Annotated in this window: 12 protein-coding genes; 6 read left to right on the forward strand and 6 right to left on the reverse strand. The window is 41.3% G+C overall.

The features are described 5' to 3' along the window. Window positions 1-89: 89 nt before the first annotated feature. Window positions 90-3,680, reverse strand: a complete 3,591-nt coding sequence (locus ACKTT2_RS29810) for a two-partner secretion domain-containing protein (RefSeq protein WP_407893492.1) — start codon at window positions 3,678-3,680, stop codon at window positions 90-92. A 206-nt stretch (window positions 3,681-3,886) separates the two neighbouring features. Then, on the reverse strand, window positions 3,887-4,330 hold the full coding sequence (locus tag ACKTT2_RS29815) for a hypothetical protein (protein ID WP_407893494.1): 444 nt from the start codon (window positions 4,328-4,330) through the stop codon (window positions 3,887-3,889). A gap of 463 nt (window positions 4,331-4,793) precedes the next feature. Here ACKTT2_RS29815 and ACKTT2_RS29820 point away from each other — a divergent pair, with 463 nt between their 5' ends. Next, the gene (locus tag ACKTT2_RS29820) at window positions 4,794-6,578 is read left to right on the forward strand and encodes a hypothetical protein (protein ID WP_407893496.1); all 1,785 of its coding nucleotides are present in this window, start codon (window positions 4,794-4,796) and stop codon (window positions 6,576-6,578) included. A gap of 149 nt (window positions 6,579-6,727) precedes the next feature. Here the strand turns inward: ACKTT2_RS29820 and ACKTT2_RS29825 are convergent, their stop codons facing one another. Beyond that, window positions 6,728-7,027, reverse strand: coding sequence for a hypothetical protein (locus ACKTT2_RS29825; RefSeq protein ID WP_407893498.1), 300 nt, complete (start codon window positions 7,025-7,027; stop codon window positions 6,728-6,730). Window positions 7,028-7,637: 610 nt separating this feature from the next. Between ACKTT2_RS29825 and ACKTT2_RS29830 the strand changes: the two genes are divergently transcribed. Together ACKTT2_RS29830 and ACKTT2_RS29835 are read left to right on the forward strand one after the other, a co-directional pair. After that, complete coding sequence (locus tag ACKTT2_RS29830; RefSeq protein ID WP_407893501.1) at window positions 7,638-8,561, forward strand: filamentous hemagglutinin N-terminal domain-containing protein; 924 nt, start codon at window positions 7,638-7,640, stop codon at window positions 8,559-8,561. A gap of 260 nt (window positions 8,562-8,821) precedes the next feature. Then, entirely contained in the window at window positions 8,822-10,495 is a 1,674-nt protein-coding gene (locus ACKTT2_RS29835) for a hypothetical protein (protein WP_407893503.1), read from the forward strand. A gap of 84 nt (window positions 10,496-10,579) precedes the next feature. Here the strand turns inward: ACKTT2_RS29835 and ACKTT2_RS29840 are convergent, their stop codons facing one another. Then, the gene (locus ACKTT2_RS29840; RefSeq protein ID WP_407893505.1) at window positions 10,580-11,422 is read right to left on the reverse strand and encodes a Uma2 family endonuclease; all 843 of its coding nucleotides are present in this window, start codon (window positions 11,420-11,422) and stop codon (window positions 10,580-10,582) included. A gap of 450 nt (window positions 11,423-11,872) precedes the next feature. Then, window positions 11,873-12,118, reverse strand: coding sequence for a UPF0175 family protein (locus ACKTT2_RS29845; RefSeq protein WP_407893509.1), 246 nt, complete (start codon window positions 12,116-12,118; stop codon window positions 11,873-11,875). A gap of 99 nt (window positions 12,119-12,217) precedes the next feature. On the opposite strand from ACKTT2_RS29845, the gene ACKTT2_RS29850 reads away from it, so the two are divergent. After that, window positions 12,218-12,454, forward strand: coding sequence for a hypothetical protein (locus ACKTT2_RS29850; RefSeq protein WP_407893512.1), 237 nt, complete (start codon window positions 12,218-12,220; stop codon window positions 12,452-12,454). Continuing rightward, window positions 12,444-12,857: a PIN domain-containing protein gene (locus ACKTT2_RS29855; RefSeq protein ID WP_407893514.1), complete on the forward strand. Its 414-nt coding sequence runs from the start codon at window positions 12,444-12,446 to the stop codon at window positions 12,855-12,857. Before ACKTT2_RS29850 ends, ACKTT2_RS29855 begins: the two co-directional genes overlap by 11 nt. A gap of 4 nt (window positions 12,858-12,861) precedes the next feature. Here the strand turns inward: ACKTT2_RS29855 and ACKTT2_RS29860 are convergent, their stop codons facing one another. Continuing rightward, complete coding sequence (locus ACKTT2_RS29860; RefSeq protein ID WP_407893516.1) at window positions 12,862-16,989, reverse strand: two-partner secretion domain-containing protein; 4,128 nt, start codon at window positions 16,987-16,989, stop codon at window positions 12,862-12,864. 293 nt (window positions 16,990-17,282) lie between these two features. Between ACKTT2_RS29860 and ACKTT2_RS29865 the strand changes: the two genes are divergently transcribed. After that, complete coding sequence (locus ACKTT2_RS29865) at window positions 17,283-17,543, forward strand: hypothetical protein (RefSeq protein WP_407893518.1); 261 nt, start codon at window positions 17,283-17,285, stop codon at window positions 17,541-17,543. Window positions 17,544-18,118: the final 575 nt, after the last annotated feature.

Raw genomic sequence — 18,118 nt, forward strand, 5'->3', positions numbered from 1 at the left:
TTAAGTACTTTCCCCCCTTTTTAAGGGGGGCTAGGGGGGATCTCAATCTGTTGCTTTAATATAGAGAATTGGTATTAAATCGTAGTTGATTAGCGAGCACATTCACGACTCAGGACAAGTTGCCCTGAATCAAGTTTATACACACCAAGTGGTTCTACAATTGGATCGCCTTGCTTCCAACGAGATGCACCCTCACTCTGTACACCACGCACATTCCCAGTGGGATAAGTTGAAATTGAAACATCTCCGGGACGGTTCGGCAAGCCACCAGTACCCGTGATGATGAAAGTGCCTTCTTGCTTGTTACCACGGGTAATACAGCTATTGGCAATGAGAGCGTTGGTGTCAATTGGATTTTGCGATAACTCTGTCAAGCTGTTTTGGAGAAAGGTCGTGTCAGGTATACCGCTAATGCTTCCCGTGACTGTACCACTAGCATTTACATCCGCACGACCGTTATTGTTTAGCATATCTAGAGTCGCAAGGTTTGTCGTTGAGCGAGTAGGGCGATAGGGGGGATTACTGAGAAAAGCGGCAGTTGTGAATTTGATTTCGCCCCCTCTGCCTTGAGGTGCAAAAGCAAGGATATCGCTGTCTTCAAGAGCAATAATATTGTTAGCAGTTAGGAAGATATTACCACCATCACCGCCACCACTGTTGGTTCTGATGTCACTGTCATTGCGAAGACGGATATCTCTAGCTTTGATACTGATGTCACCTCCTCCAGCAGAGGTGGCATTGGTAAAAATCTGACCCATATCCGCTTGCAAAGTATTGCGGAGATTAATATTAATGTTACCAGCTTTACCTGTTCCCAAACTTTGAGCAGATATCTGACCAGTATTGATTAAGTTTAAGTTGGTTGCAGTCAAAAATATCGTGCCACCCTCCCCTTTAGAATTAACCTCTGTGTTGGCAAATACTCCACTGGCAGAACCTGAATTTGCAACGACATCCCTACCGAATCGGACAAAACGCTCTGAAAAGGTAGGATCGCTACCAGAAATCGTGACTCTATCCTTAGCGTTGATAGTAATTTTACCAGCATTGCCACTGCCGACAGTACCAGTAAGAACTTGTCCACCACTAATAGCTTCAAATGTATCTCCGTTGATAGTGATGTTGCCACCATTGCTAGGATTAAGAGTTTGGGCAGTCACAACTGCACCATTCGTTATCCGAAATGTGCCAGTTTTAACTGTAATATCTCCTCCCTGACCACTTGCCCCTCTTTGGGTGTTCGTAAACAGTCCGCTAGAGAAAGCATTTGGATCGACGCCAGAAATATTAACCGAGTCAGTAGCATTAATTTGAATACTTCCTCCTTTACCTTGTCCACCTGGAATGTTTCCCTGTTGGCGGAAAACGGAAGCAGCTATTTCACCACCGTTTGTGAGAGCGATCGCTCGTGTTTGGATGTTGATATCTCCACCATTTCCCGTTGCTCCTCCTTCTACCTGACTGAAAATATAGCCACGTGAGAGATAGATAGAGTCATGAGCTTGCACGGATATTTTCCCTGCATTGCCCTGCCCAAAAGTAGAAGCTAATACTATTGCCCCGTCCCCGACAGTTAACACCCCCGTTTCTACTTCTAACTTTCCGGCGTTTCCAGAACCTTGAGTCTGAGTAAATAAACCACTGGAATACTGCCCGTTCAGTGTTGTTCCACTCAGATCCACAAGCTCAGAGGCGTTCACAGTCAAATTTCCTCCTTGACCTTCACCAAAAGTAGCAGCTGAGACTAAAGCCCCATCCCGAACAATTAGCTGCCTTGTGTTAATCGTCAAATTTGTGGCATTTCCCTGTCCAGTAGTCTCAGCACCTAAAGCGCTTCTGTATTGTCCAATAATTGAGGTACCACTTAGTTCCACAAGGTTAGAGGCGTTTACAGTCAAATTACCTCCTTGACCTACACTGACAGTGGAAGCGGATGCTAAAGCTCCGTCTCGAACAATCAGCTGCCTTGTGTTAATCGTCAAGTTTGTTGCATTTCCCTCGCCGCTCGTCTCGGCGAGTAAAGAACTCCTATAGCGCCCATCTGCCGAAACACCACTCATGTCCACATCAGAGGCATTGACAGTCAAATTCCCTGCCTGTCCCTTACCAAAAGTAGAAGCTACTGCGATCGCCCCACTCCGAACAATTAGCCGCCTCGTGTTAATCGTTAAGTCCCCGGCACCTCTGGAGCTTGAAAATCCCACAGCAATTAAGCGGCTACGCATCTCGGTGCCTGGTAATGTTCCAATCAGTTCGACAGAATCAGGAGCATTCACAGTCAAATTCCCTGCTCGTCCCTTGCCTCGAGAACGAGTCGATACCTGTGCTCCATCCTGAACAAACAACTGTCTGGTGTTGATGGTTATGTTTCCCGCATCCCCTTGAGATCCGAGTTCGGCTCGGGTAAACAAGCCACTAGAATTCCTCCCATCTGCTGAAGTCCCGAGCAGTTTTACAGAATCAGAGGCGTTTACAGTTAGATTACCTGCTTGACCTTTGCCAGAAGTATTCATGAACACCTGCGCTCCATTACGAGCAATCAACCTAGTAGTATCGATGGACACGTCTCCAGTTCTCCCAGTAGCAGATTGCGTTACAACCGAACCGATAAAACTGTCCTTACCAGTTACTTCTACTGAATCGCTGGCTTGAATCTGTATAGTCCCCGCATTACCCGAGCTAGTTGTGCTAGCGCTAACGCTAGAACTACCGCTGATGTCTAACTGTGAAGCCCGAATAAAAATTCCTTGACCATTTTGACTTCCTAAGGTATCTGCAAAAATTAATGAGCCATTTGCGAGCGTAACGCGCTTGCCATCTACCTGGATACTACCGCCGCTCTCGCCACTGGCATTAACTACAGCTTTATTGTTAAGGGATACATCTGCTCGCATTACGTTATTAGGGAAACTCAAACGCAGATTATTGCCATCAACATTCAGTCCTACTGTTCCCGCTCCTGCGACTCCTCCCAATTCAACGCGACCATCCACAGCTTGCACATATCCGCCATCCAATCTGACATTACCGCCTACCAGCAATAAACTCTTACCATCAGGAGCTCGTAACCCATCTATAAAAGATGGCTCTCCCGGAAATGGAGATTTAGATTGATTTGTAATAGGCTGACTTGCAATTTGATTGAATAAGAAAGCTGAAGGATTAACTGACAGCAGGGAATTACCAGAATCAACTTTTGATAAGAGCGAAAACTCCCCACCGTTAGGAAAAGCGATCGCATTTGCTGTTGTTGCGGCAAATGAACCACCAATATTTAGTTGAGCACTCGGTCCAAATACAATGCCATTGGGATTCATTAAAAATAGATTAGCAGTACCGTGTGTGCAAATCAGCCCCTGAATATCCGAAACGCTTCCTCCGGTAACTCGTGCAAATATATTGCTAATGGTGGGAGCATTGCGGAAATCGGCTGCCCCTTCAATGGGGACGCTAAAATTGCTGAAACTGTGGAAAAGATTTTTGTCACCTACCGTCGTGCCACCTGTGATTTGAAAAGTAGTGCCATTAACTGTAACTGTAGTTCCTAAAGAAGGGTCGGCACTCACCTCTTGCTGAGCAAAAGCCCTGTTATTGGCTCCTCCACTTACCACCCCAATCAAAGCGAAAAAACTTGCTACTCCCAATCGCCAATATACACTAAGCCAGCCTTTAATTATCACAGGATAAACCTCTATGAGTACAAGTGACTCGTTTTGCAGGTTATTATGAGTATCTGCAAATTTTCTCCAAATATACCACTAGTGTTTGTTTTGATAAAGCAAAAGTTAGTTAAATTTACAAAGTTCTTTTTGTAACCAAATATGAATTATCCCATTCGTTTCATAAACAAAATTTCTGACGACACTTCAGTTATATAATATTAGCGTTAGATAAGAACTCCGCTTAGATTCGCACTGTAATTTTCGTTATTCGTTCCTAAAAAATTGAGGCTTCCACTGATTGCGTTATTTTGAAATTGTAGTGCCATTAACCCATCTAAAATGGTAGGTGCTTTACTTAAAATGCCACCACTTGAGAACGCATTGACAGTAGCTGTGGATTGATTCTGGTCTGGTCGAATATAGAGCGTATTAGTTTGAGAATCGAAAGATTCAAACACATTGTCATTGGAATATCTAGGAAAAAGAGCATTATTACTGACAAACGTAATACCTCCTATCCCGTCTGGCATGATAGAAAGCGGAATATCATCAGATCTAAGACTGACTTCTAATATATTTACACCATTAGTAATTCCAAAGGGGTCGATGATTTCGTCGCTGACAACAAGTGTACCCTGGCAGCGACTAAAACAATTGCATTTCCACAACTATTTTTGCTCTGTCCGTTGCACAGATTGTTAACTGGCTTTGTAGGAGTTAGGGTCATAAACTGCCTACCACTTTGTTCCTATCTTTTTCGCCAATCTGCACAGATTGCTCTTATATCGTAATTGAATGCCTTTGCGTGTTCTTCACGAATTCGATGAAGTTCTTCTACAATTTCGTCTTCCCACATAATTCACTCTCCCATAAGTTCATAAGGTGTACAGTTGATTGGCAATGTGTATCCAAAATCTAAGCAAATTTTCAACAGATCTGACCGTTTCTGTCAATGCGTAAGTCCTACATATTTTGAATCCGTTTGTGTGATACCAATTCACATGGACGCTTAATAAGACAAGGGAGACAAGGGAGATAAAAGCGAGGGGTGTTGAACTCGACCTTTTTTATAAGTGTTGCTATAGTAGTCTATAACACATTTAAGTCAGTACTATAGCAGGTGCTATCAATATGCATAAAGACGATCGACACCGGATTAAACACTTTACTACTCTCAAGTCTAAATACCAAGCCACTCAATATCAAGATTTATTACCTACTAGTCTTCTATATCTTGTACTTAGAAAAGTTGACTTAGGCATTAAACTTAATACATTAGAGATAGAATGGTTGAGAGCGCAGAAACTGGAATTTATATGTCAAGAACAAGAAGATAAATTAAAGGATTTTGTCAAATTAGGTGTAGAGTTCTCGCAATTAAAGTCCAAGTACAAAGCTACACACCACAGTGTTTCTTGGCAATATAGTCCTCTGTATTTCATACTTTGGAAGATTGACTCAGGACAATTCCTCACTTCTAAGGAAGTTGATTGGCTAAGTTCCAACGGTCTATCACAGACGAATGCGATCGCTCAAGATATTCAGCAGTTCACTCAACTTAAATCTAAGTACAAAGCTACTCAATATCAAGACTCTTATCCTGATAGTCCCCTATATCAAATCTTGAAAAAGTTAGAGTTAGCAGAACTTTTGAATGATTTTGAATATAACTTTCTCTTAGACAACAAACTCTTGGAAACCGCAAATATCTTTAAACTACAAGAGTCAGAAAAAAAGAATATATTTGCTCAATTAATAGAGAAATATCAAGCAAAAAAACATTCCGATCTATCATTGTTGAGTCCCTTGTATCCAATCTTACAAAAAATCGATGCAAGAAATAATTTAAGTGAATCGGAAACTTACTGGCTGGAACAGCAAGGGCTGAGCGAAACAATTGCTATTGCTCAAGAATTGGAAAAAACACAAGAATTTGCTGCCTTAAAAGTTAAGTATAAAGCCACACGATATGAAGATTGCTCTCCTAAGAGCCACTTGTACAAAGTTCTCAAAAGACTTGAGTCAGACAGTAAGTTAAGCGAACAAGATCTTAACTTTATGAAAAATCGCAAACTTACTGAAACGATAGCGATCGCGAATCAAAAATACGCTGACGCTTTGAAGTCTAAAATAGAATCAGGAGAGACTCTCAATGAATCAGAAATTCAATGGCTGAAAAATAATAGCTATGAAGATATTATTACTCTTTTTCAAAAACGGCACTTTATCATGCTTAAGAAAAAGTATAGTTTAATAGATTTCACGAATAAATTGACACTAGAGCCATTTTATCAGATTTTACTAAAAATGGAGAGAAACGAAAGATTAGATCCCATACTATTTTTTCAACTTCTAGAACAAGATTTATTATCTCGTGATGGAAAGGTTGCTCTTAAATATTACAGCCTTGAAGCAGAGTTTTATGTCCAAGAATTTCAACGGACAGGAAACAAATGGCATATTCCAACTGCTAGTAGTTATTGGCGTAAGGCAAACGAATCTGAACAAGCTTTACAGTTAACTAACTTAGACTTAAACCAAATAAAAGACAATACTCTCAAATCAGCAATTTTAGTCACTAGAGGTGCGGCATTCAGAGATATTAATAAATTATTTGATGCTGAAAGTTGTGCAAAAAAAGCTATGCAATATCATGCGCTCAGTTATCAGCCTTACACATTAATGGGAGCTATTGCTTATGACAAAGGTGACTATCCGAATGGAGATTATTGGTTTAGAGAAGCAATCCAACGTGGTGCTAAAACTGAAGATATCGATGATGAAATCAAGCGAGTAGTTAGAAATACAAAAGATGAAGAAAAAAGACACACTGCAGCCGCATACCTACTCAAAAAAGATAGCGAACGGTATGTTTGGGCAAAAGCTTATCTCAAAAAATCGAAAGATAAGGGCTGATGAAGTTGCATAGAGTTTAACTTTACTCCCTTCCCGTCAGAAGATTACCTACTAACCCCTTTTTAAAAGGGGGGCTATGCGTAAGTCCTGTAATTATTTAGTTGTCTTATTGCTCTCTTTTACGTGGTAAGTTACACCATTTGCAATTTTTATTTTTGAAAAAAATCTTGAAATTTCCCTCTTTTGGGTTGGAATTGCGAGTTATATAAATAATCGCTCGGTTGACTTTCTCCGATAAAAGCTGATTTGATATTCTCGTTCATTTTCACATAAATTATACAAAGTTTTTCAGCAGAGACTGCTGTAGGGTTTATTCCTAGATGAATATTATGTTTGACACAAAATATTGAAGATAAAATGCTAACAATAGATACTGTAAAAACAAGTTCTTTAAGAAAAACATGAGAACGATTGGGAAATGAATATTTTTCACTTTTAACTACTTTCACGAAGAATTCCTTGCGTAAATTGGTGGATAAAAATCGGAAAAACAGTTAATAGATTTTTATAGCAATCCTAATTTATGGATAAATTACCTCATTTCTGTCTTGTCTCTTGTCTCTTGCAGTTTCATAAATTAGATAGAACTGCTATATTGGTCAAACTATGAACTGTTCTTGTTATTCATAGCTAAAAAAAAACGCTTAAACAATTCATTCACTTTTTGTGTATGCTGAAATGCAAAATATTCTAATTGTATATGCAGAAAACTGCAAGATATCTTACAGAAAAGAGTAGAATTCAGGGAGAAGTACTATTCTGTGAAGTTGTTGTAGATTTTTTAATCTTTAGAAAAAAAATGATTTTACCACGGCTTACGCAAAGCCCCCTTTTTAAGGGGGGCTAGGGGTCCCCTCTGGGGTTGGGGGGAGATGGGGGGATCTGCAAAGCGTGAAATCCTTAAAATACCGTTGAGGTTGCGTAAGTCCTGTTTACAAAAAATGCTATATAAAAATTCAAACATACACTTTTATGCATTCTCTAGAAAGCTGGATCGTGGTATTTTGATGATTGATTAGGTGATGACACTGAAAAAATAGAAAAGCTACGTGAGGTACAATGTTGCTACGTCAGTTATTAGGAAGAAAAAATGATTGTCATTACTGGGTAAGAGAAATAATTGGCGTTACAATGGGTATAGGAGCGATCGCATTTCAACAAATGCCCACGAGTGCTCAAATCATTGCGGATGACACCCTACCTAATAACTCTCAAGTCACTCGCATTGACAATATCAGACTTATTGGGGGCGGAACTCAAGCAGGAAGTAACTTATTCCACAGCTTTAGTGAGTTTTCTGTTCCCATAGGAAACACGGCTCATTTCTTCAATGGTTTAGAAATTCAAAATATCTTCAGTCGAGTCACGGGTGGGTCTGTCTCCAATATTGATGGTTTAATTGAAGCAAACGGTAACGCCAACCTGTTTCTAATCAATCCCAACGGCATCATCTTTGGTAACAATGCTAGTTTAAATATTGGTGGTTCATTTCTGGCAAGTACAGCCAGTAGCCTAAAATTTGTAGATGGAAAGGAATTTAATGCAACTGCACCACAAAATGCCCCCTTGCTGTCTATAGGTGTTCCTCTTGGTTTGCAATTTGGAGAAAGTCCTAAAGCGATCGTCAATGAATCAGGCGATGTCAATTTACCTGGCTTGGAAGTTCAGCCAGGGAAAACTCTGGGGCTTGTAGGTGGAGACATTATCCTCAAAGAAGGAACTCTCGTAGCACCAGATGGGCGAATTGAGCTAGGAAGTGTTGGGAGTGGTAGTTTTGTAAGTCTGACACCAACTAACGCTGGTTTTGTTCTAGGTTATGAGGGTGTTAATAAATTCCAAGATATTCGTCTGAGCCAAGAAAGTATTGTCTTCACTGAGGGCGATAGTGGTGGCAGTATTCAATTGCAGGGGAGAAATGTAACGCTTAGCGATGGTTCAGTTATTAGCGCAAATATTACAGGAGCGGGTACAGGAGGCGGTTAGTAAGGGATGGAGCAGGGATTGATGGTAGTACTTTTGGCGCAGGCAAAGGCGGGAATTTAACTGTCAACGCTTCTAAATCTGTAGAACTTATCGGATTAGAAAATGGGCTTTCCAATGGTTTATTTGTTGACACTGGTTTATTTGCTGAAACCCAGGGAACAGGAGACGCAGGTTCTATAATAATTAATACTCCAGTCTTACTGGTTAGAGATGGGGCAGGAGTTACAACAGGTACCACTGGTTCAGGTAAAGGTGGAAATTTGACTGTCAATGCCTCTGAATCAGTCCAACTATTGGATACTTTTGGTGATGGTCGTTTTAGTATTTTGCAATCTTCTACAACAAGTACGGGAAATGCAGGAGATTTGAAAATTAATACTCCCGTATTATTAGTGAAAGATGGAGCGCAAGTTTTAGCTGATACCAGTGGTTCAGGTAAAGGTGGAAATTTGACTGTCAACGCTTCTGAATCCGTACAAATCATTGGTATTTCTGTTGATGGGCAATCTGTTAGCGACTTATCTACTAAAACTCGGGGAAGAGGAGAGGCAGGAAACGTGAGAATTAACACTCCCGTTTTATTGGTAAAGGATGGAGCGCAGGTTTCAGCTGGTACCTTGGGTGCAGGAAAAGGAGGAAATTTGACTGTTAATGCTTTCAAAGAAGTGCAACTTATTGGTACAACAACTAATAGTCAGATTTCTAGTGGTTTGTTTTCAGAAACACAAGGAACAGGAAATGCAGGAGATATAACGATCGCAACTCCTGTATTACTGATAAGAGATGGAGCACGCATTGATGCTGGTACTCGTAACTCGGGTAATGGCGGAAATTTAACTGTCCGTGCTTCTAAACAAGTGCAACTGATAGGGACATCAGGTATTGGTGACTTTTCCAGTAGCTTACGGACTCAATCTAATCAAACAGCAACGGGAGATGCAGGTTCTTTAACGATCGCCACGCCTGTGTTACTAATTCAGAATGGTGCAGAAGTATCAGCTTCTACCCTTGGGCGGGGTCGTGGTGGAAACATTGAGGTAACTGCAGATAGAGTAGATATAGAAGGAGTCTCTGCTAGCGGACGACCCAGCGCTTTAGGAAGCGAAACTAGAGGTATCGATTCAAGTGCAAAAGCAGGGGATGTAACACTTACAACTCGAATCTTAAACATCCGCGATCGCGCATATTTATCAACCGTCTCTTCCAATCAGGGTCAAGCTGGCAATATTACTATTCGTGTAGATGAAAGTCTAAGTGCCAGAAATGGTAGTATTTTTACCTCTTCTCTTCTGTCTTCAGGTGGCTCTGTGAATATCACAGCCCAAGACATCCGTCTGTTCGGTGACAGTGACATTTTTACCTCTGTATTTAGTGGTGTAGGCAATGGGGGCGATATTCGCGTCACCGCCAACTCTATCATCGCCTTTGATGATAGCGACATTCTTGCTTTTGCTCGAGATGGAAAAGGCGGTAATATTACTCTTGATACCCCTGCCTTCTTCGGCGAAAACTATCGTCCTGCTCCCCGTGGTACAGAACCCCGTACTTTAGATGGAAATCAACGTGTGGATGTCAATGCTACTGGTAGGGTTTCTGGAATTATCCGACTCCCCGATACAACGTCGAGCCAAAACAGCTTCACAGAGTTACCACAAAATCTCATCGATACTAACGCACTCATTGCAAATAGTTGCATCGTTCGCAGTAAGCTTAAGGGAGGTTCATTTACTATCGTTGGTTCTGGTGGATTACCAAATCGCCCAGGCGATGCAAATATGTCTGTATATCCTACTGGTGAAGTGCGTGGTGTTGAGAATAGTAAATTAGGCAATTCAAAATCTCCGTTATGGCAAAAAGGCGATCCAATAATCGAAGCTACTGGTGTCTACCGCCTTGATAATGGGCAACTCGTGATGAGTCGTGAATGTCACTAATTTGGCTTTTGATAAAATATGGGTAATTTTTAACAAAAGCGATAAGTGAGTGATTACGGCTAAAGCCGAATCGCTATCAAATGATTACTCCACTTCATCTAAATCTATGCCCAATTGGCGCAAGCGTTCTGCTAATTTTTCTGCTCTTCTTTTTGCTTCATTTGTTTCTTGTTTGGCTTGTTGTGCTTCTTGTTTGGCTTGTTGTGCTTCTTGTTTGGCTTGTTGTGCTTCTTGTTTGGCAGCAATTGCTTCTTCGGAAGGTTCAGGGATTAATTCACCATTCAAAGTCAACCATCGCAACCACAATCGTGGAATTTTGCGAAATGACCCCTCCCACAATCCCAAACTTAAACCCAGCTCTGGCATCAGCAAGCGTCCATCCGTCAAATTCATCGCTTGATACTCACCATCTACCAAGCGAAATCCTTGAAGTTTATTCGTATAACGACTAAAGATAACATAATAAGGAACCTGTAAAATCTTCTCATACACGAACCACTTGGTAGGCGGTTCATCTGGCTCACTTTCAGTTTCTCCCAAATCTTCGTCTTCCGTACCGGGAGATAACAACTCAACTACAACAGTGGGATTGACTTTTTCTTGCCAAGTCACATAACTTAAACGTAAATCTTGCCCTTGATATAACCTTGAAACGCCTAACACACCAAACCAATCGGGGCGTTTATACCACTGAGTATGCTGCACATCATAATAGAGATTCAAGTCAGCCGCGCTAAAAACAAATTCCGGGTTCCAATTCAGTGGCAGAAAAGTTAACCGTAGTAGCAATGGCTGAAAGAAGTGAAATTCGTCTGGCAAACCGGGTTCCTCTGGATTGTCACTTGGTAGATCGTACATTGTCGGTAGTGTTTCGTCTACAGGAACCGGCAGTTGAGATTGAGGAATAAAGCGAGTTGGAGATGTCATAATGTAATGAGATCGCTACTAGTCAAGAAAATCAAACAAGATGCTGCTCGCGATGCAGAGCAGATATGTTCATTATGACTCAGGACTTACGCAAAGCCCCCCTTTTGAAGGGGTGATAGGGGTCCCCTCTGGGGTTGGGGGGAGATGGGGGGATCTGCAAAGCGTGAAATTCTGAAAATACCGTTGAGGTTGCGTAAGTCCTGTTTACAAAAAATGCTATATAAAAATTTAAACATACACTTATGACTAATAGCTAGGCTAAAGTTTCCCAAAATGCTAACACGTATTGGTGTAGCAACACTCCTGACTTAAAACAATTTGCTTTAAGGCGATTGTTGGAATAGTCTACTGTGTATATACGGTATAAAATATATGATTATTAACACTATATTCATCGCCTTGTACACTACGTATATCACCTGTGGAATAAATTGAAATTGATAACAACGATTACAGTCTGCCCATCTCTTGCAAATTCTTAATGTCCTCTTGGAAATCCTCTACATCATAATGCACTGAAATTTGACGACTTGCCAGTAAGTGTTGAAATGCAATCCGGTTCATCAGAGCAAACCGACTCGCTTGAGCGAGGGTAAGCTTTTCCTTCTGAAATAGCATGACTGCAATTTCCTGCCTCATTTCCGCCTCAGTCATGCGGGTTGTAGTTAAAATCTCATCAGGGATAATGATGCTCATGGTTACATTCCTCTCTATCACTCTTATTGTAAGCGTGCAGGAACTGATTGGGGAATTAAGCGATATCATATGAATAAGTTGTAATAGGAAGGAACCCTTATGGTCAAATTGGTACAAGCAACCTATACCAATGGAGAATTGATTCTTCGTGAAAAACTAGATTCTGAATTGGAGGGTAAAATTTTGCAAATTATGATTTTTGAGTCAAGTGAGTTTGATGAAACAATAGATTCCAGCGAATTCAAAATTAAACGATTTTTGGAACGAGTGAAGAACTACTCTTTCCAACTACCTCCGGATTATAAATTTAATCGTGAAGAAATATATGACAGATAAAATTTTTCTGGATACTAATCTCTGGCTTTATCTTTATGCTAAAGACCCACCAGAAAAATACCAGAAACTTGAGGAAATCATTAATAATAAATCGCAATTTATCCAAGTTAGCACTCAGGTTTTAGGTGAACTTTTTCATGTTTTAACAAGAAAGAACTTCACATCAAAAACAGATGCAGTAGAAATTGTATTAGATATTATTAGTTGTTTTCCGATTCAGTCAATTGATACACCGCAGGTTTCACAAGCTCTAGAAATTAACGCCAAGTATGGATACTCATATTGGGACAGTCTCATCTTAGCAACAGCTTTACAAAGTGGCTGTTCCATCATTTATTCTGAAGATATGCAACACAATCAGTTGATAAATAACAAAGTACAGATTTTAAATCCATTTGTGTGACTCTCTAACGGCATTCACGACTCAAAACTAATTGCCCTGAAGGCAACTTATATACGCCTTGTGGTTCTACAATTGGATCGCCTTTGTGCCATGGACGCGATACACTCTCACCCTGTACATTACGCACATCACCTGTGTAATAAGTTGAAATTGAAACATCACCAGGACGGTAAGGCAAACCACCAGCACCCGTGATTGTAAAGCTACCTTCAGGCTTGCGAGTGCGAGCAATACAACTATTAGCAATCAATGCGTTTGTATCAATAGGGGTTTGTGACAACTCACTCAGGTTGTTTTGAATAGAACTGGTATCGGGTGTGCTGATGATACCAGAGGAAATACCACCACTGGCATTGATATCAACGCGATTATTTCCATCTAGAGTATTTGGATTCGTTCCAACAGGAGCAGGTCGATAGTTTTCCCCAAAAAAGACAGGAGTATCAAGGAACACATTACCTCCCCGCCCATTCCGAGCAAAAGCGAGAATATCGCTATCATCAAATGCGATAATCGAATTTGCTTTGAGTGTGATATTACCACCATTATTAATACCGTTCTCCACATTTGTCCGAATGTCACTATCGCCATATAAACGCATTGTTTTTGCGGTGAGAGAGATAGCCCCTCCTGAAGCCTGTTGTGCTGATGTTGTGATGTCACTATTGGTCAAAGTTACAGACTCATCTGCTGTAATTGTGACATCGCCTGCTGTTCCCGAACCAAGACTGCGAGCGGAGATTTGGGCGCGATCGCTTAGAGAGAGCAGACGTGTTTGCAGATTAATTTTGCCACCATTACCTGTAGAGTTCAAGCGAGTATTGGCAAACAACCCACTTTCTCCATTTTCTTCGTTAGCAATTCGATTTGGAAATCGATTGCGTCGTTCCTGAATATTTGGGTCTGAGCCAGATATCGTAATGTTGTTTGTAACGCTTAAAGTAATGTTCCCAGCCTGTCCGCTATCTAGTGTAGTAGTAAGAATTTGCCCGCCATTTATGGATTCTAATGTATTCGCATTAATAATAATATCTCCTCCACGCTCGGAGTTAGTCGTACTAGCATTAACAAAAGCTCCATTAGCAACACGGAACGAAGATGTATCAATGTTGATAGTTCCTCCTCGTCCTTTCGCAGTGACTCCAGTATCAGTTAAGATTGCGCTAGGGAATCCATTGTTGCGACCAAATCCATCAACAAGAACAGCATCGCGAGCATTGATGAAGATGTTTCCAGCATCGCCTTGTCCACCAAGACTGCTGGCATCAAGTTGAGCGCCATTGGTAAGAGAGAGAGAACCTGTAGTAATACGAATATCACCACCTAGTCCTATACCTCCCTCGTCCACACGGCTAAGAGCACCACCAGAAGATACACTGTCACTATCAGTACCTTTAAATGAAACATTATCGCGGGCATTGATAATAATATCGCCTGCATCACCCTGTCCCCTGGTGTAGGTAAGTAATTGTGCTCCATCAATGACTGACAGGGAACCTGTGGTAATGCGAATGTCTCCACCTTGTCCTTTTGCTCCTTGTCTGACAGAACTAGAAGCATTTTCTGCAAAGGAAACGTTATCTCGAGCATTAATAATTATATCTCCAGCATTGCCCTCTCCACTAGTACTGGTAATCATCAATCCTCCACTAGTGAGAGAAAAGGAACCTGCTGAAATTTCAATATTACCACCACTACCTGTGGCTCCTTTTTCCACATTGCTGGAAATCCCAGTAGAAAATAGTCCTCGGAAACCACTACCTCCTATGTTAACGAGATCGCGGACGTTAACGATCGCACTACCAGCATTCCCCTTTCCAGATGTACTAGTGTCTAATCGAGCACCATTAGTCAGCGACAAAGACCCTGTAGTCATGCGAATGTCACCTCCATTACCGTTAGCATCCTTTCCAACATCACTAAAGATCCCACTGGAAAAGATGTTAATAATGAATCTTCCAGATTTGTCTCTGCCTGCAATGCGAGTGCGAAAACCGTCTAAAACTATGCTTTCACGAGCATTAATGATGACACTTCCTGCATTCCCTTGCCCCAAAGTTTGAGATTGCAGTTGTGCGCCGTCAGTTATTGATAGCGTTCCAGTATTAATTTCAATGTTACCACCATTACCAACTGCTCTCTCTTCTAAACGGGTAAAAGCAGCACTGCTATATTGTCCATCAGGGCTAAATCCTTTAAAAGAGATATCATTACGGGCATTGATGATGATATTGCCTGCGCTTCCCTGTCCTTCAGTACTCGCATCCACCTGTGCTCCATTAGCAACAAAAAGAGATCCCGCAGTAATTTCAACATTACCCCCTGTACCCACTGCATTCCCAACCACATTGCTGAGTGCGCCGCTCGAGAGTCGTCCATCTCGACTAGTACCATCAAATCGAACAATGTCGCGGGCTTTGACAATCAGATTTCCGGCATTGCCTTGTCCCTCAGTGCTAGCTTCCAATCGCCCTCCGTTAGTTGCAAACAGAGAACCTGTGGTGACTTCAATATTACCGCCATTTCCCACAGCACCTTTGACCACTTCACTAAACAGAGTACTAGCACGGACTCCATTAGTATTTGTGCCATCTAATGAGATTGTATCGCGAGCATTAACAATGATATTGCCTGCATTACCTCGTCCTAATTTAAATACGCTGGTGTCCAATTGAGATCCGTTGGTGAGGTAAAGAGAACCTGTATTGACATAGATATTGCCGCCATTACCCACAGCTTGTTCATCTATCACACTGAGGGCAGAACTATCGTCTAAAAACGAGACTGTATCGCGAGCGTTAATATTTATATAGCCTGCATTGCCTCGTCCACCAGTACTAGCATTGAGCAATGCCCTATTCTTTACCAACAGTGAACCTGTTGTAATCTCAATGTTGCCACCACGACCAGTTGCACCTGGTTGTATAATACCAAAAGCACCGCTACGTAATAGACCATCCGGACTGACACCCTCAAATGAGACTGTATCGCTAGCATTGACAATAATATTCCCAGCATTCCCTTGCCCAAAAGTATCTGCACCCAGCTGTGCTCCATTGGTAACTGAGAGAGATCTTGTATTAATGCGAATATTACCAGCGTTACCTGTAGTATCAGGTAATACTATATTGCTGATGCTGGATTGGTTATCAATCTGAATTGTCTCTGTTGCATTGAGTGTAATGTCTCCAGCTTGGCTATTTGGAGAACCAAGTTTTGAGAATATCCCAGATTGTAGTATGCTTCTTCCTGAAATATCGATATTTCGAGACGTAATAGCAATGTCTCCACGATCGTCGAGACTAACGATCGCTATAGCTCTATTTGTAAATGACACATTAGCTCGTTGTACATCACTTGGGAAATTCAAACTACCATCAGCATTCAACTCTACTTTTCCTGTCCCTGCAACTGCACCAATTTCCACTCGTCCGCCAAATGCATTCAGTTGTCCGCCATCAACACTGATATTCCCTCCTAAAAGTAAGAGATTTTCTCCATTGCCAACTCGCAACCCTAAAATACTACTTCCCGGTCGGCTAGGCGCAGTTGAGCGATTGACAATGTTACCCGGACGAACTTGGTTAAACAGAAATGCTGAGGGATTTATAGTCAACAGCTGTGAAGGGGCTTCTGCATTTGTCGCACTGAAAGAACCTAGCTCACCAAACTGAATCGCATTGGCTGTTGTACCCGCAAATGAACCTTGTACGTCTAAGCTAGCATTCGTACCAAATAAAATACCGTTGGGGTTGATAAAGAATAAGTTGGCATTGCCTAAAACGCCAAGTCTACCGAGAATATTAGAGGGGCGATCGCCAGTGACGCGACTAAAGATGTTGTCGATCCCCGTGGGATTGGAAAAATAGGCTCCCCTTCCTTCATTAATACTAAGTTGTTCAAAGCTGTGGAATAGGTTAGCACCTCGGATAGCACCTCCGTTGATGCGATCGCTCACAATCCCTCGAATTAGCACATTAGGGGAGACAGTGGAACTTTCCTCTCCCAAAGTTGAATCTGGTAAAATTTGGGCAAAAGCACTCGTGTTACTGACCAAGATTGTTTCTAAAATAGTCAAGTACCCTGCCAAACTCCACCCCCAACTGTGAGTCAACCTGTCTCTAATAGTCACAAAAATAACCTCTCTATTGCTAAGCGTACATACACTGTTCTCATACTACCTGTATTCTCCGTTCATTTACTACTCTGCGTCCTCTGCGTCCTCTGCGGTTCATTAAGTAGTTGTTTAGGAACTGTTTTAAATAAACTCCAATGAACCCGCAACTCAAGCAATACTCGTCTCACCAATCGAAGCATTATCCTTGGTTGTCATCTGTTCTGCTATCTTTTTGATGAAATGAAATAGCGTAGAAATATAATTTAAAAATAAAGAATCTACTATACGATAGTATGGAAAGCCAAACCATGTACGATATAAACTGTTTAATAGATTTGCTAGAACTGGTAACTCCAGACTCACTGAACATTGCAGAATCTATTTTAAGAGAAAATCATGACATAGATATTCCGGAACTTCAAGCTTTACGTGAGGCTGTCTACCGAAGCCTAGACGAAAAGAAAAACGATCGACTTTCAGATAATGTTGAAAAAATAAAAACAACAATCGTGGCTTCTTTAGTACAAAAAATTGAGGCTGTTAGTAAAGTTCCTACGGGAGCAAAATAAGGCAAAAAGATGGGAGCAACCAAATAAAAGCGTAAATATAATTTGTCATTACTCCCTTCGGTGAAGGGTAGCTTTAAGAGGATGTTTGAAAAGTGGTTGAGTGTCATTTGAATCACATTATTACCCCCCATTATCCCCCCTTATAAAGGGGGGAAATAAGAGAAATTCAGTTCCCTCCCCTTTCCAAGGGGAGGGTTAGGGTGGGGTAAAAAATATTTGATACATTAATCATGACTTTTCAAACATCCTCTAAGAGCAGGGTCGAATCTCACTATTATTATTTTACAGTATCGACCGTACAACTTACCTTAATTTCTGGCACCGTGTTATCAAGCTCGTTAACCAACGCACGAGCGTTAGCGAAGCTCCTCCTCTGGAGGCTCGCAACCCGTTGCTGTTGTCCTCCTGAAAGTTGACTGGGACGATTGAACAAGCGATCGCTCAGTACGGTACTAGTTGCGATGGAACTATTAACAAATGTAATTTCTATATATAAATTTTGCTGACTTTAGAAGGGTAAATTGCAGAATTATGCGATCGCAGTTGCAGAAAACTGCAACTATTTCTGCGGGACT

Origin of the sequence: Scytonema hankhaensis NUACC26, assembly GCF_045865695.1 — a bacterium.
In the GTDB taxonomy this organism is placed as follows: domain Bacteria; phylum Cyanobacteriota; class Cyanobacteriia; order Cyanobacteriales; family Nostocaceae; genus Scytonema.